This is a genomic window from Microcystis sp. LE19-84.1B, from assembly GCF_027531875.1.
Taxonomy (GTDB): Bacteria; Cyanobacteriota; Cyanobacteriia; order Cyanobacteriales; family Microcystaceae; genus Microcystis; species Microcystis panniformis.
On the sequence record NZ_JAPZSR010000140.1, the window covers coordinates 13,051 to 38,290 of the forward strand.

A 25,240-nucleotide genomic window follows, 5' to 3' on the forward strand; every position below is an offset into this window, starting at 1 on the left:
GGGGGGAAATTTAGGCACTTTTTCCCTGAAAATTAGGTAATTGGCCACCTCAAAACTGGTAAAACCCTACACCCCCCCGATGTCGGGGGGGTAGGGGGGGCCACACCCTACCCCCACGAAAAACTTTTTGCCGTAAACCCTAATTATTACCCTTTTTGAGGGCGGAAGTGGCAAACTATTAACTGTTGACTGTTGAATGGGAAAAGACTGTGGATATTCGCTTAATCGTTGTTGATGTGGATGGAACGATCGCCGGGGATAACAATCAGGTTAATCCGGCTGTGGTGCAAGCTGTCTCGGCCGTCCAAAAAAAGGGAATTCCCGTCGCTATCGGCACTGGTAGGATGTACCGCTCGGCTTTACGCTTTCATCAACGCCTTAAATCCACTTTACCTATAATTGCTTACAATGGCGCTTGGATTCAAGATCCTGTTTCCCAAGTTCACCATCGACATACCCCTATTTCCCCCGACTTGGCGATCGATCTTTTAGATTATCTCGAACAACCCCAATGGAAGGAGAAAATCTCCCTTAATTTTTATATGGACGATGTGCTTTATGTGCGGCAATTAAATGCGGAAACGGAATTCTATCGGCAGCGATCGGGTATTATTGCCGAAGCAGTGGGAGATTTACGCAAAGTGGCTCACAAAACCACTAAAATCCTGGCCATGGGGGAAGATAAGCAATTTATCGCCGAGATTTGGCAGCATTTACAGCAACGCTATCAAAATCAAGATTTATACTTTACCCAATCGAGTCCGACTTTTTTTGAAGTTACCCACGTTGAGGCTACCAAGGGAAGCGCCACCCAATTTTTGGCCGAAGATATCCTAGGATTACAACCGCAAAACGTCATGGCGATCGGTGATAATTTTAATGATGTTTCTATGCTCACCTATGCGGGTGTTGGTGTCGCCATGGGTAATGCTCCCCAAGCCGTTAAGGATCAAGCCGATTGGGTTGCCCCCAGTGTAAACTTAAATGGGGTGGCTGCGGCCTTGGAAAAGTTTGTTTTAATTTGAGGAATGGGGGAATGGGGAAGTGGAGAAATGGGGAGATGGGGAGATGGGGAATGGGGAGATGGGGAGATGGGGAATTTCAACTAAAACCCTACAACCCTAACACCCTAACACCCTAACACCCTAAAACCCTAAAACCAATCCGCTTTTCACCGAGAAAATTATGACTATTAATACGCAAACTGTTACGATTCCTAACAAAGATATTGACATAGATGCCTATTTAGCCATTCCGGACCGGGTGGGAATTTATCCAGCAATTATCGTAATTCAGGAAATATTCGGCGTAAACGACCATATTCGCGATGTTACCCGCAGAATTGCCCAAGAAGGCTATATAGCGATCGCTCCTGCCATTTATCAGCGATTTGCTCCCGGTTTTGAAACGGGGTATAGTATGGCAGATATCGAAATCGGTCGTCAGTACAAAGAACAAACCAAAGCAGCCGAATTAATCAGCGATATCCAGGCCACCATCGATTATCTTTATAGTTTGCCACAGGTGCAAAAAACCGGTGTCGGCACGATCGGTTTTTGTTTTGGTGGTCATGTGGTTTATCTTGTCTCCACTCTAGAGGATATCAAAGTTACTGCCTCTTTTTACGGTGCAGGAATCACCACGGGAACCCCTGGGGGTGGTCAAGCGACAGTGAAGGTGACTCCCCAAATCAAAGGGACAATCTACGCATTTTTCGGGGTGTTAGATACCAGTATTCCTCAAAAGCAAGTGGATGAGATAGAAAACGCATTAACCCGTTATCAAATTCCTCATCGAGTTTTCCGCTATGAAAACGCCGACCATGGCTTTTTCTGCGACCAAAGGGCTAGTTATAATGCTAATGCGGCCAAATCTGCCTGGGATCATGTGCTAGAGTTATTTAGCCTTCTTAAATCTTAATGGTCTGACTCCTCAAGCTTCAGCTTACACTGGAAGCAGTTCGAAATTATACTTGTAACCATTCTATTTATCATGACACCGAACCCAGCCTTTTCCATGGACGATTTTGCCAAAGCTCTTGATCAATACGATTATCAATTTGAAAAAGGGCAAATCGTGCGCGGGAGAGTCGATCAACACACCTCCGATGGAGCATTCATCGATATTGGCGGCAAATCCTCCGCTTTTATTCCTTTAAGGGAAATTTCCCTCGAAAATGTTACTTCCATTCCCGAAGCTTTACCTATAGGTGCAGAATTCGATTTTCTGATTACCCGTGGACAGGATGCGGAAGGACAAGTTACCCTGTCTCTGCGGCAATTATTACTACAAAAAGCTTGGGAAAATGTCAGGGAAATCTCTGAAAGTGGCAAGTCGGTACAGCTGCGCGTCACGGGGGTGAATAAGGGGGGAGTGACGGGAGAAGTGGAAGGATTAAAAGGATTTATCCCTCGCTCCCATTTAATCGAAAAAAATGATTTAGATTCCCTGATCGGACAACTTTTAACCGCAACTTTTATTCAAATCGATCAAGAAAATAATAAATTAGTTTTATCTCAGCGAGAAATTGCTCGCGCTAACGCTATCAGTCAATTAGCTGTGGGTAAATTATTAAGTGGCACTGTGGTTAAATTACAACCCTACGGTGTCTTTGTTGATTGCGGTGGAGTGACGGGATTACTCCATGCTAAACAGGTGACGGGAGCCTCTTTTAATTCTCCCATGACTTTCTTTAAAGTTGGTCAAGCAATTCAAGTGGTAGTCGCGGAAATTGACGAATATAAAAACCGCATTTCCCTATCTACAAAAATCCTGGAAGCGCACCCCGGGGAAATTCTCGAAAACTTTGCAGAAGTCATGGAAACAGCAGCAGAAAGATTAAAACAAGCTCAGGGAAAAACCCCAGAAACTTAGTGTAGGGTGGGTTAGGCGACAATAATTTAGATATTTTACCACCTATTTAGTATTCGCCGTAACCCACCATCAGTTATCAGTTATCAGTTATCAGTTATCAGTTATCAGATGTGAGTTAGCGTAGGGTGGGTTAGGCGACAATAATTTAGATATTTTACCACCTATTTAGTATTCGCCGTAACCCACCATCAGTTATCAGTTATCAGTTATCAGTTATCAGATGTGAGTTTTAAGTGGACAGTCTTAAGTAGGAAATTGCCGTTTTCTTTTCGCTGATTGCTGTTTTTTACTTTTTCCTTGATCAAGATGTTTCAAGAAAAGATGTTTCAAGATCGGATAGCAATTTTAGGGACTATGCACGGAAAAGAGCGGGTAATAGCGCCGATTTTAGCGCAAGAAATAGGTCTTAAGGTGATTGTACCCGATAATTTTAATACCGATCGCTTTGGCACTTTTACCCGGGATATTAAGCGCATCGGGACACAAATTGAAACCGCTCGCAGGAAAGCACAAGAAGCGATCGAGCTTTCGGGATACGAGATAGGAATTGCCAGTGAAGGTAGTTTTTATCCCCATCCCAACTTGCCGTTAGTTTCCTGTAATCGTGAATTGATTTTATTGCTCGATCGAGTCCATAATCTAGAAATAATTGGTCAAGCAATAGTCACGGAAACTAATCACGCTCACCAAACTGTAACTAATCTAGCAGCTGCTTTAGAATTTGCCGAAAAAATCGGGTTTCCTAGTCATGGTTTAGTGGTGATGTTTGATAAAAATTCTCTCGACTCCGAGCAGATTTTTAAGGGAATTACTGACGAGAAAAATTTCGTTAAAATTGTTGAAGATATTCTTGACAAAAACGGCAAAGTACACCTAGAAACCGATATGCGCGCTATGCACAATCCCACGCGGATGAAAGCAATTGTTGCCGCAACAACAAATCTGGTGCAGAAACTTAGTCAATTATGTCCTAATTGTGGTTGTCCGGGGTTTGATATTATCGAAAGAAAAGCGGGTTTACCCTGTGGTTTATGTCACTTTCCCACCTCTTTAATTAAACTGGAACTATACGGTTGTCAAAGCTGTGATTATCGAGAGGAAAAACTCTTTCCCAACGGTGAAAAAACCGCCGATCCGATGTATTGTGAATATTGTAATCCTTAAGGATAGCTTTTCTATGGAAAGAATTTTAGAACCGGAAGTAATGGATGATCGGGAAGAAGCGATCGAATATGATGCCATGGACTTCACCGAAGTTAATACTAATTTTGCTAAAGAAGTCGTACAATTGGCCGGCATTAATGCTAGGGTGTTAGATGTAGGAACTGGCACTGCACGCATTCCGATTATGCTCAGTCAACTGCGTCCCCAATGGCAAATTATCGCTATTGATCTGGCCGATTCTATGTTAGAAATTGGTCACAAAAATATCCTGAGTGCTAACTGTCAAGAACAGATCAAATTAGAAAAAGTTGATGGAAAAAATCTTCCCTACCAATCCGAGCAATTTGATTTAGTTATCTCTAATAGTTTAATCCACCATCTCGAAAATCCTCTGCCTTTTTTAAGGGAAATTAAGCGAGTTTTAAAACCCAATGGTGGCATTTTTTTAAGAGATTTATTCCGTCCCGATTCCGAGGAAATAATCCAGGGGATGGTGAGGGAAATCGATCCTAATTTTTCTCCCCGACAAGCGCAACTATTTAAGGATTCTCTCCATGCCGCTTTTACCCTAGCAGAAATCGAAGATTTAATCCAGCAATCGGGATTAAAAAATGTTAAAATTTATCAGTCTTCCGAACGTCATTGGACAGCCATAAAAACAAGTAAAAACTAATCAATAAATCAGGAAAAAAGCGAGTTATGAAAGTTGGATTTTTGGGAACAGGATTAATGGGAACGCCAATGGTAGAAAGATTATTAAATCAGAAAATTACTGTTATTGCCTATAATCGCACCTTAGAAAAATTAGCACCTTTACAGCAGTTGGGAGCCAAAACAGTTAGCTGTCCTGAGCAAGTTATTCAAGAGGCAGATTGTCTAATTTTAATGTTAACTAATGCCGCCGCTATCCAAGAGGTTTTAGGATTAAATTCCGAGCAATCTAACTTCAATAATCGGACTATTATCCAGATGGGAACTATTGCTCCTTCTGAAAGTAAACAACTGCGAGATCAAATTGTGGCTAAAGGGGGAGAATATCTAGAAGCACCCGTGTTAGGAAGTATTCCCGAAGCTAAAAATGGGACTCTCTTAGTTATGGTGGGAGCAACGGAGAAACAGTTCCATCAATGGTCAAATTTATTAGCAAATTTTGGTCAAGAACCGATGTTAATCGGGGCAGTGGGAACCGCTGCGGCGTTAAAATTAGCTTTAAATCAATTAATTGCCTCTCTAACCAGTGCTTTTGCTTTGAGTTTAGCTTTTTTATCCCAGCAAGGAGTAGATATAGAAAAGTTCATGACTATCCTGCGTCAAAGTGCCTTATATGCGCCTACTTTTGATAAAAAATTAACCAGAATGTTAGAAGAAAATTATGCTAACCCTAATTTTCCCACTAAACATTTACTCAAAGATGTCAATCTCTTTTTAGAGGAATCGGAGAAGTTAGATTTAACCACTTTTCCCCTAACAGGAGTACAGAGCCTTCTGGAAAAAGCTTTAGAAATGGGATTCGCAGAGGACGATTATTCAGCTTTATACGGGGCGCTGAAAAAAGAATTATAAACCGCTTGGCAACATCAAAACGACTCTCTTTGGTTTGTCTAGTCGGACAACTGATAGGAGAAAAACTGGTAAAAGGCTTTAAATTTTCCTTAAGCTTTGTTGAGGTGGCCGGAAGAGGGGGTTAGAGTGGGAAGTGATGGAATTTTGGGCATATTTTCCTATGACGCTGACTGAATTTGGATTATTAGCGGGTTTACTTGTCCCCGGTATCCTGCTCTCGATTTTGGTGATGGTGAGTTTTGCCAAAGGGGGTTAAAAACCGATAGAGACACCGATGAAAGTGTCTCTATCTTTTTGGGGTGAAGATTAATCTATTTTTGGTTTTTTGCCTAATTTAATTGATTCTGTAGCTAACAAAATTGATTCTAAATGATGGCGCTTCTCCACTTGACCGAGGAAATAACCCGTCATCATCGCTGAAGCGAGAAGATTAGCCAAATTCTCGCGGTCGGTGGTAATTTGTACCGCAAAATCCTCTGAGGGCAACATTCCCACCAATCCCCTGACGTTTTGCGAGATAATATCTTTAATTTCGCTACTGACGGATTGGGCTATTCTCTCAAGGGTTTCAGGATGCTGCTGCTGGAGATACTGCATCAGACAGTTATCATTTTGTTCTTCGGTTTCCCAGGGAAAAAAATCAGGATTAAAAGTCATCAGAACTCCCACGCTGTAGTGGTTATTATATCTAGGTTAACAAATCGCTCTTCTTGATTGCCTGAAGTCCCCCCCATCTTCCTCAAGTTTAGCTCAGTGATCAAACATTCACCCTTAATATACTCTCTCTCTCCTTATTCCCGATCGGTAGCTTCCAGAATACCCTGTTCTCTAAGATTGTCAACCTCGAAATATTGATGAAATTTATCGGTTACTTCCAACCAGTACGATCTACCTTCATTTTGCTTGCGTTTTCTCACAAATCCTCGTTCTACCAAGTCCTGAACCTGTTGATAGGCCGTACTGCCTCGTAAATTAATTAAATCCGCTTGTAAAATCGGTTCTTTTAGTGCGATCGCTGCCAAAGTGCGGAGGGTTCCCGTGCCTAATTCGGCCGGGATCAGGTCTTCGATCAAATTCTGATAAGCTGACCGCAATTGTAAACTATAACCGAGGGGGGTTTCCACCACTTCCAAGGCACTATCCCGGTGAGCATAATCGGACATTAACTCGATCATGGCATCTTCCACCGTCAAGCGATCGCTGTTGGTTAATCTCACCATCTCGGTTAAGGAGACAGGCTGCCCTTTTAGGTAAAGTATCGCTTCTAGACGGGTAGCTAGTCTGATCTCCTGGTGGGGTTCCGCGCTCAATCTCGACTACCTAAGTTTAGACAATGATTTGATATTCTACTAGAAGACGAACGAGAAAATTATGGAAACTTTTTGGAGTCAGATTTTAGACTTTTGTTATCAGGCTACCGGCCAGGTTGGCGATCGCCTACTAGCTGATTTTGGCAAATTACAGGCCACCAATAAAGCAGACGGGACTTTAGTGACGGATGCCGACCGTTGGTCCGATGGCGAATTGCGATCGCTAATTGCCCGCACTTTCCCGGATCATGGAGTCTTAACCGAGGAAACTACCCATATTTTCCCGGATCAAGAATGGTGTTGGGTAGTGGATCCGATCGACGGCACGACTAATTTTACTCGCGGTATTCCCATCTGGGGCATTTCCCTGGGACTTCTCTACCGGGGGACTCCCGTGTTCGGATTTGTTTATTTCCCCTGCCTGAAACAGTCCTATTATGGTTATTGGTACGGTGAGACGGATTTAACCGGTCCAGAGGGGGCCTACTGCAACGGTCAACCGATTCACACCAGCGACGATTTTCCCAGCAAAAATCATCTGTTTAATCTCTGCGCTCGTAGTACATATGTACTCAAAAATCCCTTTCCCTGCAAAGTGCGGATGATAGGAGTAGCTAGTTATAATCTGCTTTTGGTTGCCGATGGCACTGTCTTGGGAGGAGTGGAAGCAACCCCAAAAGTCTGGGATATTGCCGCAGTTTGGGCAATTCTACAGGCCGCAGACGGGGTATTTATCTCTTTAGGAGAAAAGATTTTTCCCTTACAGGTGGGGGAAAATTATAGTGATCGCTCCTATCCCTGTTTAGCCGTAGCTCGATCGAATTTAGCGCCGGTTTTCTTGCCTTTAGTCGGTTTTCTCAAGGATGTTGCTTGAATGGAGAATTGCTCAGGTTAGAATAGCTGCATTTATTCGTTTTATCTCTATTTATTTATAGCGGTTCTCACACCTGTGTGGCACAGTTAAACCTTTGCTGATTAAGCTTTTCAACATCGATAATGTACCTCTTGCGAACAGCAAACCCTATTTATTTCATGAGTTTTGATACTTCCTCTCTCAGCGAACGCAACGATAAAGCCGAAGTCTATCAACCGGTAATTATTCGCCTCGAAAATGTGTCTAAAATCTACGGCAGTGGCGAAACCATGGTTAAAGCCCTTAATAACATCAATTTAAGCCTAAAAAAAGGGGAATATTGCGCTATTATGGGCGCTTCGGGTTCGGGAAAATCCACAGCCATGAATATTATCGGCTGTCTTGATCGTCCCACCTCGGGGTCCTATTATCTAGAAAATCTCGACGTTTCCACGCTGCCGGATGGGGATTTAGCTCAGATTCGCAATCGCAAAATCGGCTTTGTTTTCCAGCAATTCCATCTTTTACCCCAGATGAGTGCGCTAGAAAATGTCATGTTACCGATGATTTATGGTGGGGTTCCTCCCCAAGAAAGAAAGGAAAGAGCGATCGCTGCTTTAACGAGGGTAAAATTGGATAATCGACTGCACAATAAACCCAATCAATTATCGGGGGGACAACAGCAGCGCGTCGCTATTGCTAGGGCAATTGTCAATCAACCCATATTATTACTTGCTGATGAACCGACGGGGGCGCTAGACTCAAAAACTACCCAAGAGGTGATGGCTATTTTCTCGGAATTGAATAACAGTGGCATTACTATCGTCATGGTAACTCACGAGGCTGATGTGGCGCGTCACTCTCAGCGCATTATTTGGTTTAAGGATGGTGAAGTGGTTTATCCTAATCTCGCACCGACGGATTTACCTATAATGTCGGCTTGAAGGCTCTCGGTTTCACCTCGGAGATGAAAAGTTCCGCCAGCATAGAACAGCGAAGCACGACTAAGAATAACTCTAATCTATAGTTGCCAATTTAATTTTAGTATGCTAGAGTAGTTTGCGTGGTAGGTCGATAACGCAAAATGTTTGTTTTAGAGTACAAGCTTAGAGGAAAACCATCTCAATATCAAGCCATTGATGAGGCTATTCGGACAGTACAGTTTGTTCGGAATAAATGTCTTAGATATTGGGAAGACAATAAAGGTGTAGGACAAAAGGATGTATATAAATATGTCACTCAATTAAGAAGTCAATACCCTTTTGTTCAAGACCTTAACTCTACAGCTTGTCAACAGGCTTGCGAACGGACTTGGACTGCTATTCTTAGGTTCTATAATAACTGTAAGAACAAAATTGCTGGTAAGAAAGGATATCCTAAATACTCTAAACGTACTCATTCTGTTGAGTTTAAAAAGTCAGGTTGGAAACTTAATCGAAATTCCAAGAGAATAACTTTCACTGATGGAAAAAACATTGGGGAGTTAAAACTAATTGGTAGTCGAGACTTGTTTGATTTTCAAGAATGGCAAATTCAACGGATAAGAATAGTTAAAAGGGCTGATGGATATTATTGCCAGTTAATGCTAAAACTCGATGCTAGAGATATAACCCCACAATCAGAATCGACGGGTCATTGCGTAGGATTAGATATGGGGTTAAAATATCTTTATGCTGACAGCAACGGGAATACAGTAGAGCCTCCTAAGTATTATCGAAAAGCCGAGAAGCGTCTTAATAAACTGAATAGAAGAAAGTCGAAAAAGTTTAAGAGAGGACAAAAGCAGTCTAATAACTACAAAAAAGCTAGTCAAAAATACGCCAAGGGACACTTAAAAGTAAGTAGGCAACGAGAAGAGTTTGCTAAAAAATTGGCACTCCGTTTAATTCAGTCAAACGACTTGATAGCACAGGTCGATTTAAAAGTCAAGAACCTTGTGCGTAATCGAAAACTAGCTAAGAGTATTAATGATGCTGGTTGGTCACAATTGAGAAAATGGATTGAGTATTTTGGCATTAAATACGGCAGATTAACTATTGCAGTTAATCCCGCCTATACAAGTCAAGAATGCTTTAATTGTGGTCGGTTAATCCAAAAGTCTCTATCAGTCAGAACTCATGTTTGTTTGTGTGGGTATATAGAAGATAGGGACAAAATGGCGGCATTAAATATACTCAAAAAAGCTACGATAGGGCATATCGGAAGCTGGTCGTCAGACCTAAACGCTTGGGGAGATTTAAGCTCTATCTTGGTTGGTAGAAATACCTGCTAAGACAACTTGAGTCAGTGAACCAAGAATCCCTCGCATAAGCGCGACGGGAGTGTCAAATGAGGTGATTGGGTAGGAGGTGGGGATTTTTCGGTAATCAGTGAAAAGAAAACGACAACTTCCTAATTAGATATCTGTTAGGGATTGGGAAGAAAACCAAAAAGTTTAGCTGCCCCTCCCAAAATGGCAACAACCAAAGCGATTAGAATCCCTCGATTGGTAAATTCCTGATTAGCGACTCTTACAGTTAATCCTTTAATTTCTGTGGTTAGTCGCTCATCTAAGGCTTTAATCTCCCCTTTTAACTCCGATTGTCCTATCTCTACTTTGGTTAATCGTTCATCAATTTTGTCGAATTTTTGATTGACATCCCTTTGTAGAGAGTCTATTTTCCCCTCAATCCTTGTTAGAACAGTTTCTAGGGAATAAGTCACAGTTTCGTTAGACATGGGCTAAACTCCTATATTTTGCTATGTTACAATCGCCTAATCTTCTTTGGGCGCGATTGCTCCAGTGGGGACCAATTCTCATAATTCTCCCGGCTGTACTCGGTAGCGATCGCATTAAAATAATCACACAATCAATTAAAAGTATAATAATAAATCCGTTGAGTAACGCACAGAAAACGGGTTTCTCGGAGAAACCCGTTTTCTACTCATGCAATAGGCAAAAGGGAGAATAAATAATCATTCTTTAATAACCGGATTTAATATTAGTAAAAATCGTCAATTGAATGTTAAGAAGTGCGGAAATTGGGATTTAATACTGCTCACTTAAAACTCAAATCTGATAACTGGTAACTGATAACTGATAACTGATAACTCCTTAGATTTCGGGTGCTTTTAGGGAATAAAGGGAGAAACTAGGGGTTTTTGCCTTTGCCTGTTGCACTAAACTGGGAACAGAATTACGCGCTAGGGCGGTTAATTTATTGGTAGTAGCATCGTAAATTGTCGTGGCTACTTTGGGATAGAGTCCAATGCCGATAATTGGCACTAATAGAGAAGCGATGATAAAGACTTCCCGGGGTTCCGCATCTACTAGGGCATGGTGTTCTTCTAATTCCTTATTTTCTGGCCCATAGAGAATTTCTCGCAACATGGACAAGAGATAAATCGGGGTGAGAATGACACCGATAGCCGCTAAAAAGACGATAATAACCCGGAAAGTGGGACTATAGGCATCACTGGTGGCAAAACCGATAAATACCATTAATTCCGCCACAAAACCGCTCATCCCAGGCAAAGCGAGGGAAGCGAGGGAACAGGTAGTCCACATGGCAAAAACTTTCTTCATTTTCTTGCCGACACCGCCCATCTCGTCTAACATCAGGGTATGGGTGCGATCGTAGGTACAACCGACCATAAAGAATAAACTCGCCCCAATCAGTCCGTGGGAAATCATCTGTAACATCGCCCCACTTGTACCAATATCGGTAAAGGAAGCCATACCAATCAGGACAAATCCCATGTGAGAGATGGAAGAATAGGCAATTTTGCGCTTAAGATTGCGTTGGGCAAAGGAGGTTAAGGCGGCGTAGATAATATTAACTACCCCTAAAATCACCAAAACGGGAGCGAAAACGGCGTGAGCATCGGGTAACATCCCCATATTCATGCGTAGGAGCGCATAACCACCCATTTTAAGCAAAATTCCCGCTAGTAACATATGGGCAGGGGCAGTGGCTTCGCCGTGGGCATCCGGTAGCCAAGTATGGAGGGGGAAAATCGGCAGTTTTACCCCGTAGGCAATCAGAAAACCAGCGTAGAGGAATAATTGCAGTTTCAGGGGAAAATCCTTGCCGGCAATAGTCACCATGTCAAAGGAGACGGTATCGCCATAAAAAGCCATCGTCAGCGCCGCTACAAGGATGAAGAGAGAGCCTCCGGCGGTGTAAAGGATAAATTTGGTGGCTGCGTAGAGACGACGTTTACCGCCCCAAATAGAGAGGATTAGATAGACGGGGACTAATTCTAATTCCCAGACGAGGAAGAACAGTAACAGATCCTGTACGGCAAACACCGCAATCTGTCCCCCGTACATCAACAGCATCAGGAAGTAGAATAGTTTCGGTTTAAAAGTGACCGGCCAAGCCGCTAAGATAGCTAGAGTGGTAATAAATCCCGTTAAGATAATCAGAGGCATGGAGAGGCCATCGGCTCCTAAAGACCATCTTAGGTCAATTTCGGGCAACCATTGGTAACTTTCCACTAATTGCAGATTGGGATTAGCGAAATCGTAACTGCTATAGAAAGCGTAGATAATTAGGGCAAAGTCGATTAATCCCACCGTCAGAGCAAACCATCTCACGGTTTTACCGTCTTTATCGGGAATTATGGGAACCAATAAAGCGGCGACGATGGGAAAAAGGATGATGGCAGTTAACCAAGGAAAGTTCGTTAGATTCATCGGCTGTTTTAATATTTATTTAATCGTCAGAATCGAGAAATTAAGCTAAGGCCTTTTGACGGTTTTACCTAGCAAAACCGCCTTTTTTTCGCTTGTTCTCGCGGTTACATTTGACTGCACCTAACTCAATCTAGCAATTATTCTCCCGTCCTTGTCTGTTAATATTGTTAAGTTTCAAGAGACTTCCAGCCTAATTAGGGTTTGAGAGTTCAAAAATGGGAAAAATAGCGATGAGGTTGCAGAAAATCTCTAAATGAGAGGTAGGTGTTAAAAATTGTCGGCTCCATTGAAGGTAGGGTTGATTCATGAATCAACCCGACGATGAATCAACCACGATGAATCAACCCGACGATGAATCAACCCGACGATGAATCAACCACGATGAATCAACCCTAGGAGCAAGGGGGAAAGGGATAGTTCAGTTTAATCGGGCAAATCAAAGAGAACCCCTGTCATATAACGTTCTGCCCATTCCCAACCGAAGGCTTTTTCTAGTACACGCCGAGTTTTATCGTTTTTTTGCTGTTGACTACAATAATCCCGTTGTCCCTGTAAATAAATACCCGCTTCTTCCCCAGAAAGAGGCTGACTTTCCCTAGCACATTTGCAGTGAATTGTCAAGAAATCTGTTACTCTTTGTAAAAATTGTCGTTCCTCGGCGGCGGTTTCGGGACGAATAAACAGACAATATTGGGAGAAAATATGACCCCAAGGGGGCAAATCACGAGCCTGGGCGAAATTAGCCGCAGGTAAAGCCGCTAAAGCTTGATTATAGGCACTAGAGAGGGTTTTATCGCCACTGGTGGGAGAAAGATCCACAATAGCGGCACTGATTCCCGCTTTGCCGGAGACTATATCACATCCGAACATCGGCAGCGGATATTCTGGACGGGGGAACATGACACAGTGAAGGATATCCAAACCATTGCCCAGTTTAGCCAGTTCTAGGTGCATTTTGCGGAACTGGGGAGTTTGATAGCAGCGATTCTCGATAATTAATTTTTCCCCTTCTAAACGTCCCTCCACATAGCCTAAACCTTCCGGCAACTCAAAGGGCGACAAATCAAGATAATTTTCCCAGTGGGACAGAATTGCCGTGGCTAATTGTCCAATCAGGGGATGAAGTAACGGTAAAATTTCAGGCTTGGCAACGGCTATCATAGGTCAGTTATCAGTTATCAGTTATCAGTTATCAGTTATCAGTTATCAGTTATCAGTTATCAGTTATCAGTTATCGGCTTTTTGCTCCCCATCTCCCTATCTCCCCATCTCCCTATCTCCCTATCTCCCTATCTCCCTATCTCCCTATCTCCCTATCTCCCTATCTCCCCATCTCCCCATCTCCCCATCTCCCTATCTCCCCATCTCCCTATCTCCCCATCTCCCTATCTCCCTATCTCCCCATCTCCCTATTTCCCTATCTCCTGACATCTAAAATCCACTTTACCCCATGGAGCGATCGAGATTAGAACTGGGAAATATAAAATTAACTTCTTTGTCCTTCTCCCAATTTACCCTATGGTTAGCAGTGCCGCTCGTCCAAGACCTTCCTTAAAAAGCCTCTGGCAAAAGATAGAATCTTCTCCCTTGCCAGAAACCGAGGAATCGATTATTTTAAGAATTCTGGTGCAAGCTTTAGTAATCGTGGGTATTATCGCCACCGATGTGGCTACCGATAGTTATACCAGTCTTTGGGCGGTTCCTCTCAGTATTATCGGCGGAATCTGGAGTTGGCGACGCAGGAAAAAGCGCAATATTGGGGCAAAATTCTGTATAGCGATCGGAATGTTGGTAGTGTTGGCGCTATTCTTGGGTGATATCGTTGCGATGCAGGATAGTCGCATTGCTCTAACACAATTATTAATTCAATTGCAAATTCTCCATAGTTTTGACCTGCCCCGACGCAAAGATTTAGGTTATTCTATGGTAATCGGTTTAATTCTCTTGGGAGTCGCCGGGACAATCTCCCAAACCCTCGCTTTTGCGCCTTGGTTAATCCTCTTTCTGCTTTTATCCCTACCTACCCTAGTTTTAGACTATCGTTCTCGTTTAGGTTTAGATAATCTCAATCAGAGTCTCCCTTTCTTCCCAAGGAAATCCCCGCATCTAGCCACAAAAAAATTAGTTTCTCTGCAAAATTCTCCCCTTTCTCCCAAACGTTTCGGAATTTTCTTTCTGACAATTCTCCTCTTGGGATTGACAATTTTTGCTCTGATGCCGCGTTTTCCGGGTTATCAAATTCAATCTTTTCCCGTCAATAGTCCAGCAGGTATGGAAAATCAGGATTTTGAACAGGGAGACAGACAAATCGTTAACCCCGGCTATGTGCGCGAGGGTGAAACGGGGAATGGTGGCGTAAATGGCGGGAATAGTCCCACTACAGGGTCAGGACAGCTAGATACTACCTTTTATTACGGTTTTAACAGCCAAATGAACCAAAATTTGCGGGGAAGTATGACTCCAGAAATAGTCATGCGGGTACGTTCTCAAGCCCCCGGATTCTGGCGCGCCATGGCCTTTGATCGCTATACTGGTCAAGGGTGGCAAATCTCGCGAGATCAGGAAGTAGAGGATTTAAATCGCAGTAGTTGGTCCTATCGCTTTTTTGTGCCACTACCCGCAACCCAAGCAAAAACCCATCAGGTAGTCCAAACCTACAGCATTGTCTCTAGTTTACCGAATATTATCCCTGCTCTTACTTCGCCCCAGTTTCTCTTTTTTCCCACTCGACAGGTATCTCTGGACCGAGAAAATAGCTTAAGGTCGCCGGGAGGATTAGCAGAAGGGCTAACTTATACTGTAATCTCACAAGTGCCGGAACGCAATCGCAGCCAACTGCGATCGGCACCAGAAACCTACCCTAAGTCTATTCTCAAGTATTATTTACAAATTCCTGCCGAAATTGCCCCGAAAGTCCGCCGAAAAACCGAGGAATTGCTGGCCAAATCTCCCACACCTTTAACCTCTCCCTACGAGAAGGCCCTATATTTGGCCCAAGCATTAAAGCAAAACTACGAATTAACAGCCGATTTGCCCTTTTTAGCCGAAAATGAGGATTTAGTCTCGGCCTTTTTATTTCGTTTTCAGGGGGGTTACGCCGATCATTTTTCCACCGTGTTAACGATTATGTTACGCTCGATCGGTATTCCTGCCCGATTAGCCACCGGTTTTGCCCCTGGCCAGTTTAATCCTTTCACTGGCTTTTATGTTGTCCAAAATACGGACGCTTACGCCATTACAGAGGTGTTTTTCCCTGGTTACGGTTGGTACACTTTCGATCCTATCCCGGGCCACGAATTAATTCCCCCATCCTTTGAGGAAGCGGAACCTTTTAGCGTCCTCAAGCAATTTTGGCAATGGGTGGCCGGATGGTTGCCCTCTCCAGTAACGGGTTTTCTCGGTCTGATTTGGGAAAATGTTATCGTTACTATCGGTAAGTTATTGGGATGGTTATGGCGCTTTATTTCCGGCAGTCTTTTCGGGGGAATTCTCGGTGGTTTAGTGGGGGTCGTTTTCGCTTACGCTGGTTGGTTAGGATGGGGACAGTTCCATCGTTGGCGTCGGGGTCGCCGGTTAGCAAAACTACCACCAATCGAGCGTTTATACCAGCAAATGTTAGGAATCTTAACAGAAGCTGGTTATGGTAAACATCCCGCTCAAACCCCTTTAGAATACGCCACCGCCGCCCGCCGCGTCCAACCGCCGCCAGTGGCGAATATTATCGAGGAGATTGCTCGCGCCTACGTTGATTGGCGTTACGGCGGGAAATCGGCTAATATCGAGAGTTTACGCCAACGTTTTCGAGAATTTGTCAAGTTGGTGAAAAAGTGAGCTTGAGCCTATAGTTAGGGTTTGCCGAAAAAGTTTTTCAGCAAACCCTAGATTTAACGATGTCTTAACGCTACTCATAATGTGTCCACATCCGCAGGATTTTAACTATACCCTCAGATTGAATAACTTCGTACACAAGACGATGCTGAATGCTTATTCGCCGAGAGTACACACCATTCAAATCTCCCACTAACTTTTCGTAAGGCGGGGGATTTTGGAATGGATTCACCTGAAGAATGTCAAGCAACATCTGTGCTTTATTTTTTAAATGACTAGAATTAAGCTTCTTAGCGTCTTTCTGCGCCTGTTTGGTGTAAACCAATTTCCACCTTACCATTCTAGCTCCTCAGCACATTCTTCAACCGGCGTTGCCAGTCCCTCCCGAATGGATTCTCGCATCCCCGGAATTGAGAGGAGATATAACGTTTCTTGTACCGATTTCCAATCCCCTTCAGATAGCAAAACTGCATTACCATCGCATCCCTCAATAATAATAGGTTCGTGGGAAACAGTCACTGAATCAATCAAATCCTGCAACTTTTGTTGAGCCTCATTAACCGGGATCATAAATCCTCCTAATTGTTTTCTACCAGTGCCGAAAGAAAATCTTCTGATAATCCTAGCGCCAATTACCCAAACCTGACTCAAGCTATAACCAATCTTTACAAAAAAATCTTTTCCCGTCGCTTATACTGTCGGTGCTGGTTTTTCGCAACCAAAGTAAATTACATATCTTAAATTGAGAGTAACTAAACTTGACAATCAGTTTAACAATGCGCTAGAGTAACTGAAACTTCTAAACTGTAACGCTGGCTAAAGGGAGGCTATTAATTTCGACTGAATTTCTTCGCTACTAACTAAACTAAGAAAATATAATTATGACAAACTATCAAACAGAAATCCAAATCAAAGTCCCTTTAGATGTTGCTGAAACTTATTGGAATGCAACGGAAGAAGAGCGTCAAAAAATAGAGAAAAAAATCGCTTTTTATGTTCAATCTTCAAATTTATCTAGAAAAGAATCTCTGGACAAATTATATAAAACGATGGATACTATTGGAGAAAAAGCACAAGAGAGAGGATTAACCCCTGAAATTTTAGAATCTCTCTTAAATGAAGATAACTAGACGCTTTGTTCTCGATACCAATATTATTATCAGTTAATATCGAGAGTTTACGCCAACGTTTTCGAGAATTTGTCAAGCTAGTGAAAAAGTGAGCTTGAGAGCAGTTATCTTAATGGTGAGGTAGGAAGTTTTCGTTTTGGGGGGTCGATCGCCGGTCATCCATAGCAAATTAGGTTACACTTCATCTTGATGAGAAAAGCTATAAACAAGACTATGTTAAGAAATGTAACGAAGTACAAAACCCTTACTGTTCCCTTGTCTGCACAGTTAACTTTATTTTTGTCCGACTACCGATAATTCTCAGCCGGCAATTTAAGTAGGGAGGCACAATTATTTGTAGGATGGGTTAGCGGTAGCGTAACATGAGCAGGCGTTGGGTTTCATGCTTCAACCCAACCTACGTTCATCTTATATTTAATTCCAGCCAGCAATTTATAAGCAGATCAATGTCATCTTGTCAAGTATTTGAACAATCAATTCAGATTAAAGCTAGTGCCACGACGGTGGAGCGTTGTATCACGGATTTAGAGTTAATGCGTCGTTGGTTAAATCCGGTGTTAGTTTGTGAACCTATCGGCGATTGGAAGACCGATATCGGTGGGAGAAGTCGTTTTTTGATTCAAATCCCCCTAATTCAGCCAACGCTAAAAAGTACGGTGATTGAGAGGGAACCGGGGTTAATTGTCTGGCAATTTGAAGGCTTTTTTCGCGGATGCGATCGCTGGGAATGTCAACCCAATGATGGCGGCACTTGTCTAATCAATCGTTTTGAGTTTGCGATTCCTAATCCGGTTGTGGGGTGGGGATTTCAGCAATTCGCCGCCAAATGGACTAAAAAGGATATGGAAGCGCAATTAAGACGCTTAAAACGAGTAGCCGAGGAAATTTATCTACTTTCAGCCGAAAGTTAAGCTGATGGGGTGGTAAGCGGGGGGTTTTGGGGATGGGAGAATACCCTCACCCCCAACAGCTAACCCCTGATCCCTAATCGATCGAGATCGACTGGGGACCGTTGCCGTTATCCTGATTATTGTCGTTAAAACTGACTAATCCCTGCTCTTCTAACCATTTTTTGAGGGGATCGTCCGAAAGTTTCAAGCGCAGTAATCCAGAGGCAAAACCACCGAAAAAAGCGATCGGTTGTTGAATCAGTTCTTTAACAACGGGTTGTAATTCATCGAGAAACATCTTATTCTATCTCCTGATATTGTCACACCTATCAATGTTAAGTTAATTGAAGTGATTCTGTAAGACTAGCATGACTGAAACTTCTGACACGGTGAAAAAATCTTTCCGGCTAACCCCGTTTATTTTCCTGGGAATACTGCTCATCTGGCTAGGAATTAGGTTAATTGCTCCCGATAGCGTCAGTTTATTCGCTGGTACTCGTCCCGATTATTTGGGAGTCAGGGAAGGTAAACTAGCCCCTTGTCCAGTCACTCCTAATTGTGTTAGTAGTCAGAGTCAGGATCCGGCTCATTCGATCGAACCCCTTAGTTATCAGGGTAGCGGGGAAAAAGCGATCGAGCAATTAGCTAAAATTATCGCTTCCCAACCGAGAACTAAAATTATTAGCCAAGATAGTAACTATCTCTACGCCGAATTTAGCAGTCAATGGATGGGATTTGTCGATGATCTGGAATTTTCTCTTAATCCTAGCAAAAATGCGATCGATGTTCGCTCCGCCTCCCGCTTAGGAGAATCGGATTTAAATGTCAATCGAGAACGAGTGGAAACCCTGAGAAAACTCTTTTCAGTGATCAGTAAACAGTAAACAGTGAAAAGTAATCGGGTGCATCTCAATTTTGTAGAAATATCTATACTACATTTGGGCGCACGCGATGCGCCCCTACCATTGGTGCGATAATATTATTATTGTAGGGGCGAATTGCATTCGCCCTCTTTAAATGACTTCTGCTGCTCACCTATATGTGAGAGAAAGTCACCAATAGGAGATGCACCCAATCAGTAATCAGTAATCAGTAAACGGTGAAATGACTCGGAGAATACTGACTCGGAGAATAATATAAGAAAAATTATGTTTCGTCCCCAACCGATACCAGCAAAAGCAGGACAGGAATCAGTCTGGGATTATCCTCGTCCCCCGCGCCTAGAATTATCGCCTAAACACCTAAAAATTATCTTTAATGGTGTGATAATTGCCGATACTAAAAGCAGTTATCGAGTTCTAGAAACCAGTCATCCTCCAGTTTATTATCTACCGCCCCAAGATATTAAAATGGAATACCTGCAAGCTACAGCAGAAAAGTCTTTTTGTGAGTGGAAAGGTCTAGCCGGATATTACAATATCACCGTTGGGGATCAACAGGCAATTAACGTCGCTTGGTATTATCCGGACCCGACACCAGAGTTTCAGGCAATTAAGAATTATCTGGCTTTTTATCCCGCCAAAATGAGCGCTTGTTATGCCGACGGGGAATTAGTACAACCGCAACCGGGCAACTTTTACGGGGGATGGATAACCTCCGATGTGGTTGGTCCGTTTAAAGGCGTTCCCAATAGTTGGGGCTGGTAATCACATTAAGTAAGTAGTCGTGCAAAATTAACTTCTTGGTTAGGAAAGGCAAAAGGCAAAAGGCAGCTACTGGCCAAAATTCATTAATTTTCTCCCCACACCCCACTTCCCCAAAACCCCACTTCCCCAAAACCCCACACCCCACACCCCACTTCCCCAAAACCCCACTTCCCCAAAACCCCACTTCCCCAAAACCCCACACCCCACACCCCACACCCCGTTAACTCCTAGTTTCTACTTTTTACGAGAAATTATGACTATATCCCAACCCGATCTAGAACCCACTTGGATGACGATTATTCGCCTCTTGCGCTGGGATAAACCCGCCGGTAGGTTAATTTTGATGATTCCCGCTTTATGGGCGGTATTTTTGGCGGCAGACGGGGTGCCACCACTACCCTTGATCGGGGTGATCGTTTTGGGAACTTTGGCCACTAGCGCCGCCGGTTGTGTGGTTAACGATCTTTGGGATCGGGATATCGATCCACAAGTCGATCGCACTCGTAACCGTCCTTTAGCGGCCAGAGCTTTATCGATCAAGGTTGGTTTGATTATCGCTCTGATTGCTTTCTTTTGCGCCGCGATTTTAGCTTTATATCTGAATTTCCTGAGTTTTTGCCTATGTTTAGCCGCCGTTCCCTTGATTATCTGCTATCCTCTCGCCAAACGTTTTTTTCCTGTACCCCAATTGGTTCTTTCTCTCGCTTGGGGTTTTGCGGTTTTAATCTGTTGGAGTGCCGTCACCGGGTCGTTAGATAGTAATACATTTATATTATGGGGAGCGGTGATTTTTTGGACATTGGCATTTGATACAATTTATGCTCTGTCCGATCGAGAGGATGATCTCAAGGTTGGTATTAACTCTAGTGCCATATTTTTCGGCAAATACGCTCCGGAAGCCGTGGGGGTCTTTTTTGCCCTGACAGTGGGTTTATTGGCGTGGGAGGGGCAAAAAATGCAGTTATCAGCCTCTTTTTGGCTAGGGTTGGTTCTAGCGGCGATCGCTTGGTTGCGTCAATACCGGCTGTTACGTCAATCTGATTTACCTAAACCAGTTTATGGTCAAATGTTCGGTCAAAATGTTTGGGTCGGTTTTATTTTATTAGCGGCTATGATTGCGGGGAGTTATTTTTAAATAAGTAAATCGAGTAATTTTTGACTCTTTCGGTCTTCCCAAGCGTTTTTTAAGCTCGATAGCTATAAAATCAAGTTAGTAAATTACCAATCCGTAACCAATGTCTAACTCGAAATCCGATAACGTTTGGAATCACAAACCCCGTTGGTGTCAACCTTGGTCGATTTTGTTGACAGGAATTACCCTGATTGCTGGCTGTTGGTTTTTAACTCAGCGTCTCTGGTTAACCCTACTCCTATCTATTCCCATACTCCTCTGGTGGTTTGTCTTCCTAATTCTTTATCCGCGGACGCTGCAGCAACAGTTAAACACAGAAAGAATCGGGGAAAGCATTGATTAAAACAGGAAAGACAGGACAGGGATTTTTATCCTGTAATTGACTACTTTCATCTCCGCGAAAAGTGTTCCAACGAAAAGGAGCTTTTTTTTCACTCGACATCCATAAAAGTCTTTTTGCTCGCGTCATCGCTACATACAAAAGTCGGTATTCTTCAGCTTTTTTAAGTTGTCCAGCTTCTAACCAAGCGCTTAAAGGTGGGGGAATAATTGGTATGCTGTCGGGGTTTAAATACCGTTGATGAACCGCTGCTCGAATTTGCGCTCGTGCCACTTCTGCGAGGGTAAAATCTCCCAAAAATTTTGCCCCATTGGGAACCCAAGGTTTGCCCGGGATAATATCTTCGTGAAGAAAGGGAATAAAAACATAATCCCAGTCTAAACCCTTGGCTTTGTGCATAGTAATAATCGTCAGTTGTCCAGGACGAGTATAACAATCGTCGTTATCTTCTTCCACTCCTTCAAAGCGCTCAGAGGCGATAATTTCATTAAGAGTATTAATTGTATTTTTCAGAGAACTATTACCAGCAGTTTCCTGATAAATACGGGCGGTTAATTTTTGCAAAGTGGCTAATTCTGACCCCGAATATTGGAGAGTCATAGCGAAAAAAGATAGGAGTTGATAATGGGGTAATTCTAATCTAGCTTTTAGTAAACTGCAACAATAACGACGGGCGATTTTTTCGTTAGATTTCAGTTCAGGATCGAGGGGAGTGGGATAAAGAAATTGTTCGGGATAGGTAACTAAAGGATTTAAGTCTTGGGCAGTAATTAAACCCCTAAATTGCAGCACTTCTAAGGCCCCTTTAAGATAATCAGGAGAGTGGGGACGTTCGACAAAAGCTAATATTTTCAGCATTTCGACGGGAATTTGAGAAAAGCGATCAATCTCGTTAGCTTCAAAAATTCTGATTTGATAACTTTTATAAAAATGGGCGAATTTTTGAGCAAAAAAGTGTCCTTGTCGATTTTCTCTAACGAGGATAGCCGCATTATGTTGAGGGTTTTCTTGGAGTAATTTAACTAGACGTTTTTCAATTAATTCTACTGTTTGATAAATGTCATCGGGTTGATAAATTTCTAATCCTTTTCCCTCCTTGATTGGATTAGGTTGGGGATCTTCAGCACCGACGGGAAGAATCGCTTGAACCCGAAAAGGAGCCTCGGTAACTTTATGATTATCTTTTCCCTGTTTCCAATCTCGATCGACCCATTGTAACACTAAATTAGCAGCTTCAATAATTTTAGTATTGCTGCGACCTGCTTGGTTCATAGTGGATAAATTGCCTTCGTTTTGACAACTTTCACAAAACCAATTAAAGTAAACAGGATCGGCGGGAGTAAAGGTAGAATTAATCGCTTGATTGGGATCGCCGACGCGAATTAAATTAGGTATTTCCTCGTCATTATTTTTTGCTAAAATAGTAATTAGTTTTTCTTGGAGAGGACTAGAATCCTGTGCCTCATCTTCAAAGACTCCAAAGACAGATTTTTGCCATTGTCGGCGAATTTTTTCTTCCTCTAATACTCGCAAGGCTCCTAAAATCATGTCATCATAATCTATATAGTTTTTCTGACGCATGAGGATTTCATACTGTTGGTACAAACCACTAGCCATAGCGAGAATTTGATAATTATCGTCAGTATAGTGGCTTAATTCCCAGACTTGCTGCGGTGATAATCCCGAACTTTTTAGCTCATGAATGGCCGCATAAGCAAGACTAGGTAAAATTTCGGTTCTCAGCACCGATTGACGGCGTAATCTTTCGGTTTCTTCCCCATCAAATTCTACTCCTTCTAATAACTTTTGATAACGAATTGGATCGGCAATTAGCCATTTTTCCACCGAGTTTCTAATAATTCTGTGGCTAGGAGTCGGAATAACTAAGGTAGAAGATTCGAGGTCTAATGCCGATAATTCCGGATAACGACGGGCCAATTGTAGGGCCAGTCCATGCAGAGTTTGAACGCTAAAACCTTGGGCTGAAAGTTGCAAATCTTGCAAGCGTTGTTTAATTTTAGCTTTAATACTAGCGGCAGCCGAGCGGGTGTAGGTGACAATAATTAACTGTTTTTTAGCATGAAGTTGCTCACGAGCAATAACCATAGCGGCAGCTACTGCTAAACTGTGGGATTTTCCCGCCCCCGGCACCGCAGAAATGGCCATTTTTCCCCCTTGCCAATCGGCTAATTCCTGTTGTCCCGCACGCAGTTGTTGCCGGAGATTGACCAGTAAATTTTCTCGATTAATTACTTTAGTTTCGCTCATTATGCCCCGCCAATTTTATTTTTAGTTTAATTCTATTACTATTTTAGTTTCTTCTTAAACCAATTGCTGTAAAAGTTAGCTAGAGATAACTAGAATGGGGAGATGGGTTTTTTCAGTGAACAGTAAACAGTAAGCAGTAATCAGTGAAAAGAAAGTAGCGAAGGGCGTTGGGTTTCATGCTTCAACCCAACCTACGTTCATCTTATATTTAATTCCACCCACCCACTTAATCAGTGAAAAGAAAGTTTTCACCTAACACTGTCCACTTAAAACTGTAATCTGATAACTGATAACTGATCAGTGATAAGTGATCACTGATCACTGATCACTGATCACTGATATGTAGCCAATTTTGTTGTACTTTTACCCGAATTTTGCCGGTTAAGGAAGAAGTGGCATCGCGATTAACACCAGTAATGAGATTAACCACTGACTCAACTTCGGCAAAATTAGGCGCTGAGGGTAAATATTGAGCCAAAAATAAACGAATCACTCGTCTTTGTATCGCTAGAGGTAGAATTTGTAAAGGGGAGCGATCGAGTCTTTTTTGATCTAGATCAATAACCTGACGAAAAATATCCCGGGCAATACTATCTAAATAATCGCTTTCTGCCTCCAAAATTTCAGCAGTTTGGGCGAGATGTTTTTCAATTTGGGGATTTAAATTAGTTTGCAGGTAGGGTAATAATTCCAGACGGATACGATTGCGAGCATAGCGTAAATTTTCATTAGCTCGATCGTACCAGATCGGTAATTCTCGACTTTGACAAAAAGCGAAAGTTTCCTCGCGAGTAACATTTAAGAGGGGACGGACTAAGAAAATATCCGGGGTTAAACTTGTCAACCAAGTTAAGGAAGAAAGTCCATCACTACCGGCCCCGCGCATGAGATTATAAAGAAAAGTTTCCGCTCGATCGCTCCTCGTGTGTGCCGTGAGAAGATAATTAAAACCCTGTTCTTGGGCGATTGTTTGTAAAGCTTGATAACGCCATTGTCTTGCTTTGGCTTCCGTTTCCGCCATGGGGGGTGCGGTGGCAATATAAACGGGTAATTGCCAAATTTCGGCGATTTTCTGCACATGAGCCACTAATCCTCGGTCGCAGGACCAACGGTGATCACAATGAGCGATCGCTAGTTGCCAACCCCAACGAGAGCGCAAATCCAGCAATAATTGACCTAAACAGAGGGAATCCTGACCGGCCGACAATGCCACTAACAGAGACGCATTTTTAGGTAGTAATTGTCCCTTTTTCACCGTGGTTTCCAGACGAGTATGGAGAGGTGTCCAAAAATTAGCCAAAATTTTTAGATTTATTTACTTGACAAGGGTGTGGGAAGTATTTTCAGTGAACAGTAATCAGTGAACAGTAATCAGTGAAAAGAAATTAGCGAAGTTTTCACCTAACACTGTCCACTTAAAACTATAATCTGATAACTGATAACTGATAACTGATAACTGATAACTGATAACTGATAACTGATAACTGATAACTGATAACTGATAACTGATAACTGATAACTGATAACTGATAACTGATAACTGATAACTGATAACTGATAACTG

At 42.7% G+C, this 25,240-nt stretch carries 28 protein-coding genes and 1 pseudogene; 17 read left to right on the forward strand and 12 right to left on the reverse strand.

From position 1 onward, the window contains the following. Positions 1-209: 209 nt before the first annotated feature. The 6 genes from O9324_RS08760 to O9324_RS08785 all read left to right on the forward strand — a co-directional run bounded on the left by O9324_RS08760 (position 210) and on the right by O9324_RS08785 (position 5,601). Positions 210-1,025 carry a Cof-type HAD-IIB family hydrolase gene (locus O9324_RS08760; protein WP_288139984.1) on the forward strand — a complete coding sequence of 272 codons (816 nt, stop codon included), beginning with the start codon at positions 210-212 and terminating at the stop codon, positions 1,023-1,025. A gap of 160 nt (positions 1,026-1,185) precedes the next feature. Beyond that, entirely contained in the window at positions 1,186-1,920 is a 735-nt protein-coding gene (locus tag O9324_RS08765; protein ID WP_288139974.1) for a dienelactone hydrolase family protein, read from the forward strand. Between the two features lie 96 nt (positions 1,921-2,016). After that, positions 2,017-2,874, forward strand: a complete 858-nt coding sequence (locus O9324_RS08770; protein ID WP_043998706.1) for a S1 RNA-binding domain-containing protein — start codon at positions 2,017-2,019, stop codon at positions 2,872-2,874. A 306-nt stretch (positions 2,875-3,180) separates the two neighbouring features. Further along, the gene (locus tag O9324_RS08775) at positions 3,181-4,038 is read left to right on the forward strand and encodes a DUF6671 family protein (protein ID WP_287628416.1); all 858 of its coding nucleotides are present in this window, start codon (positions 3,181-3,183) and stop codon (positions 4,036-4,038) included. A 13-nt stretch (positions 4,039-4,051) separates the two neighbouring features. Continuing rightward, a complete protein-coding gene (locus O9324_RS08780) occupies positions 4,052-4,711 on the forward strand; it encodes a class I SAM-dependent methyltransferase (RefSeq protein ID WP_287628415.1) in 660 nt (219 codons plus the stop codon). Between the two features lie 26 nt (positions 4,712-4,737). Further along, positions 4,738-5,601: an NAD(P)-dependent oxidoreductase gene (locus O9324_RS08785; protein WP_287628413.1), complete on the forward strand. Its 864-nt coding sequence runs from the start codon at positions 4,738-4,740 to the stop codon at positions 5,599-5,601. Between the two features lie 306 nt (positions 5,602-5,907). Here O9324_RS08785 and O9324_RS08790 read toward each other — a convergent pair whose 3' ends face one another. Both O9324_RS08790 and scpB read right to left on the reverse strand, forming a co-directional pair. Next, positions 5,908-6,258, reverse strand: coding sequence for a DUF760 domain-containing protein (locus tag O9324_RS08790; RefSeq protein WP_002735620.1), 351 nt, complete (start codon positions 6,256-6,258; stop codon positions 5,908-5,910). Between the two features lie 134 nt (positions 6,259-6,392). Continuing rightward, on the reverse strand, positions 6,393-6,911 hold the full coding sequence (gene scpB, locus O9324_RS08795; protein WP_002788024.1) for an SMC-Scp complex subunit ScpB: 519 nt from the start codon (positions 6,909-6,911) through the stop codon (positions 6,393-6,395). A gap of 61 nt (positions 6,912-6,972) precedes the next feature. Here scpB and O9324_RS08800 point away from each other — a divergent pair, with 61 nt between their 5' ends. From O9324_RS08800 to O9324_RS08810, 3 genes are all read left to right on the forward strand, one after another. Next, positions 6,973-7,785: an inositol monophosphatase family protein gene (locus O9324_RS08800; protein WP_288139975.1), complete on the forward strand. Its 813-nt coding sequence runs from the start codon at positions 6,973-6,975 to the stop codon at positions 7,783-7,785. Between the two features lie 158 nt (positions 7,786-7,943). Then, positions 7,944-8,708, forward strand: coding sequence for an ABC transporter ATP-binding protein (locus tag O9324_RS08805; RefSeq protein ID WP_002768566.1), 765 nt, complete (start codon positions 7,944-7,946; stop codon positions 8,706-8,708). A 140-nt stretch (positions 8,709-8,848) separates the two neighbouring features. Beyond that, entirely contained in the window at positions 8,849-10,036 is a 1,188-nt protein-coding gene (locus O9324_RS08810) for an RNA-guided endonuclease InsQ/TnpB family protein (RefSeq protein ID WP_288139976.1), read from the forward strand. A gap of 134 nt (positions 10,037-10,170) precedes the next feature. On the opposite strand, the gene O9324_RS08815 is transcribed toward O9324_RS08810, so the two are convergent. The 3 genes from O9324_RS08815 to O9324_RS08825 all read right to left on the reverse strand — a co-directional run bounded on the left by O9324_RS08815 (position 10,171) and on the right by O9324_RS08825 (position 13,603). After that, the gene (locus tag O9324_RS08815; RefSeq protein WP_288139977.1) at positions 10,171-10,482 is read right to left on the reverse strand and encodes a DUF4164 family protein; all 312 of its coding nucleotides are present in this window, start codon (positions 10,480-10,482) and stop codon (positions 10,171-10,173) included. Between the two features lie 376 nt (positions 10,483-10,858). Then, the gene (gene ndhD1 / locus O9324_RS08820) at positions 10,859-12,442 is read right to left on the reverse strand and encodes a photosynthetic/respiratory NAD(P)H-quinone oxidoreductase subunit D1 (RefSeq protein WP_002768562.1); all 1,584 of its coding nucleotides are present in this window, start codon (positions 12,440-12,442) and stop codon (positions 10,859-10,861) included. 423 nt (positions 12,443-12,865) lie between these two features. After that, positions 12,866-13,603, reverse strand: a complete 738-nt coding sequence (locus O9324_RS08825; protein ID WP_288139978.1) for a phycocyanobilin:ferredoxin oxidoreductase — start codon at positions 13,601-13,603, stop codon at positions 12,866-12,868. Between O9324_RS08825 and O9324_RS08830 the strand changes: the two genes are divergently transcribed. Both O9324_RS08830 and O9324_RS08835 read left to right on the forward strand, forming a co-directional pair. Further along, positions 13,587-13,877, forward strand: coding sequence for a hypothetical protein (locus tag O9324_RS08830; RefSeq protein ID WP_288139979.1), 291 nt, complete (start codon positions 13,587-13,589; stop codon positions 13,875-13,877). The genes O9324_RS08825 and O9324_RS08830 overlap by 17 nt on opposite strands. Before the next feature lie 83 nt (positions 13,878-13,960). Next, on the forward strand, positions 13,961-16,273 hold the full coding sequence (locus O9324_RS08835) for a transglutaminase TgpA family protein (RefSeq protein WP_288139980.1): 2,313 nt from the start codon (positions 13,961-13,963) through the stop codon (positions 16,271-16,273). A 70-nt stretch (positions 16,274-16,343) separates the two neighbouring features. Here O9324_RS08835 and O9324_RS08840 read toward each other — a convergent pair whose 3' ends face one another. Together O9324_RS08840 and O9324_RS08845 are read right to left on the reverse strand one after the other, a co-directional pair. Then, the gene (locus O9324_RS08840; RefSeq protein WP_211571604.1) at positions 16,344-16,610 is read right to left on the reverse strand and encodes a Txe/YoeB family addiction module toxin; all 267 of its coding nucleotides are present in this window, start codon (positions 16,608-16,610) and stop codon (positions 16,344-16,346) included. Beyond that, positions 16,604-16,921: a type II toxin-antitoxin system Phd/YefM family antitoxin gene (locus tag O9324_RS08845; RefSeq protein ID WP_287633185.1), complete on the reverse strand. Its 318-nt coding sequence runs from the start codon at positions 16,919-16,921 to the stop codon at positions 16,604-16,606. Before O9324_RS08845 ends, O9324_RS08840 begins: the two co-directional genes overlap by 7 nt. A 230-nt stretch (positions 16,922-17,151) precedes the next feature. Here O9324_RS08845 and O9324_RS08850 point away from each other — a divergent pair, with 230 nt between their 5' ends. Next, positions 17,152-17,400 (forward strand): hypothetical protein, encoded by a 249-nt coding sequence (locus tag O9324_RS08850; RefSeq protein ID WP_287628396.1) that lies wholly within the window; start codon positions 17,152-17,154, stop codon positions 17,398-17,400. Positions 17,401-17,846: 446 nt separating this feature from the next. Next, positions 17,847-18,311 carry an SRPBCC family protein gene (locus O9324_RS08855; RefSeq protein WP_002768535.1) on the forward strand — a complete coding sequence of 155 codons (465 nt, stop codon included), beginning with the start codon at positions 17,847-17,849 and terminating at the stop codon, positions 18,309-18,311. A gap of 73 nt (positions 18,312-18,384) precedes the next feature. On the opposite strand, the gene O9324_RS08860 is transcribed toward O9324_RS08855, so the two are convergent. Beyond that, positions 18,385-18,588 carry a ssl0294 family protein gene (locus O9324_RS08860; RefSeq protein ID WP_002742962.1) on the reverse strand — a complete coding sequence of 68 codons (204 nt, stop codon included), beginning with the start codon at positions 18,586-18,588 and terminating at the stop codon, positions 18,385-18,387. A 70-nt stretch (positions 18,589-18,658) separates the two neighbouring features. On the opposite strand from O9324_RS08860, the gene O9324_RS08865 reads away from it, so the two are divergent. Beyond that, positions 18,659-19,174 (forward strand): DUF1499 domain-containing protein, encoded by a 516-nt coding sequence (locus tag O9324_RS08865; RefSeq protein ID WP_002768534.1) that lies wholly within the window; start codon positions 18,659-18,661, stop codon positions 19,172-19,174. 264 nt (positions 19,175-19,438) lie between these two features. Next, entirely contained in the window at positions 19,439-19,936 is a 498-nt protein-coding gene (locus tag O9324_RS08870) for a DUF427 domain-containing protein (protein ID WP_002735494.1), read from the forward strand. A gap of 66 nt (positions 19,937-20,002) precedes the next feature. Here O9324_RS08870 and O9324_RS08875 read toward each other — a convergent pair whose 3' ends face one another. Then, positions 20,003-20,152 (reverse strand): hypothetical protein, encoded by a 150-nt coding sequence (locus O9324_RS08875; RefSeq protein WP_288139981.1) that lies wholly within the window; start codon positions 20,150-20,152, stop codon positions 20,003-20,005. A 37-nt stretch (positions 20,153-20,189) separates the two neighbouring features. On the opposite strand from O9324_RS08875, the gene O9324_RS08880 reads away from it, so the two are divergent. Further along, positions 20,190-21,071, forward strand: a complete 882-nt coding sequence (locus tag O9324_RS08880) for a 4-hydroxybenzoate solanesyltransferase (protein ID WP_288139982.1) — start codon at positions 20,190-20,192, stop codon at positions 21,069-21,071. A 100-nt stretch (positions 21,072-21,171) separates the two neighbouring features. Beyond that, complete coding sequence (locus O9324_RS08885; RefSeq protein ID WP_002736158.1) at positions 21,172-21,411, forward strand: DUF6737 family protein; 240 nt, start codon at positions 21,172-21,174, stop codon at positions 21,409-21,411. On the opposite strand, the gene O9324_RS08890 is transcribed toward O9324_RS08885, so the two are convergent. From O9324_RS08890 to O9324_RS08900, 3 genes and pseudogenes are all read right to left on the reverse strand, one after another. After that, positions 21,376-23,676, reverse strand: coding sequence for an ATP-dependent helicase (locus tag O9324_RS08890; RefSeq protein ID WP_002768531.1), 2,301 nt, complete (start codon positions 23,674-23,676; stop codon positions 21,376-21,378). The two genes, O9324_RS08885 and O9324_RS08890, sit on opposite strands and share 36 nt — an antisense overlap. A 325-nt stretch (positions 23,677-24,001) precedes the next feature. After that, the gene (gene tilS / locus O9324_RS08895) at positions 24,002-24,976 is read right to left on the reverse strand and encodes a tRNA lysidine(34) synthetase TilS (RefSeq protein ID WP_288139983.1); all 975 of its coding nucleotides are present in this window, start codon (positions 24,974-24,976) and stop codon (positions 24,002-24,004) included. Positions 24,977-25,033: 57 nt separating this feature from the next. After that, positions 25,034-25,240 (reverse strand): annotated as a pseudogene (locus O9324_RS08900) (hypothetical protein); the annotation flags it as partial.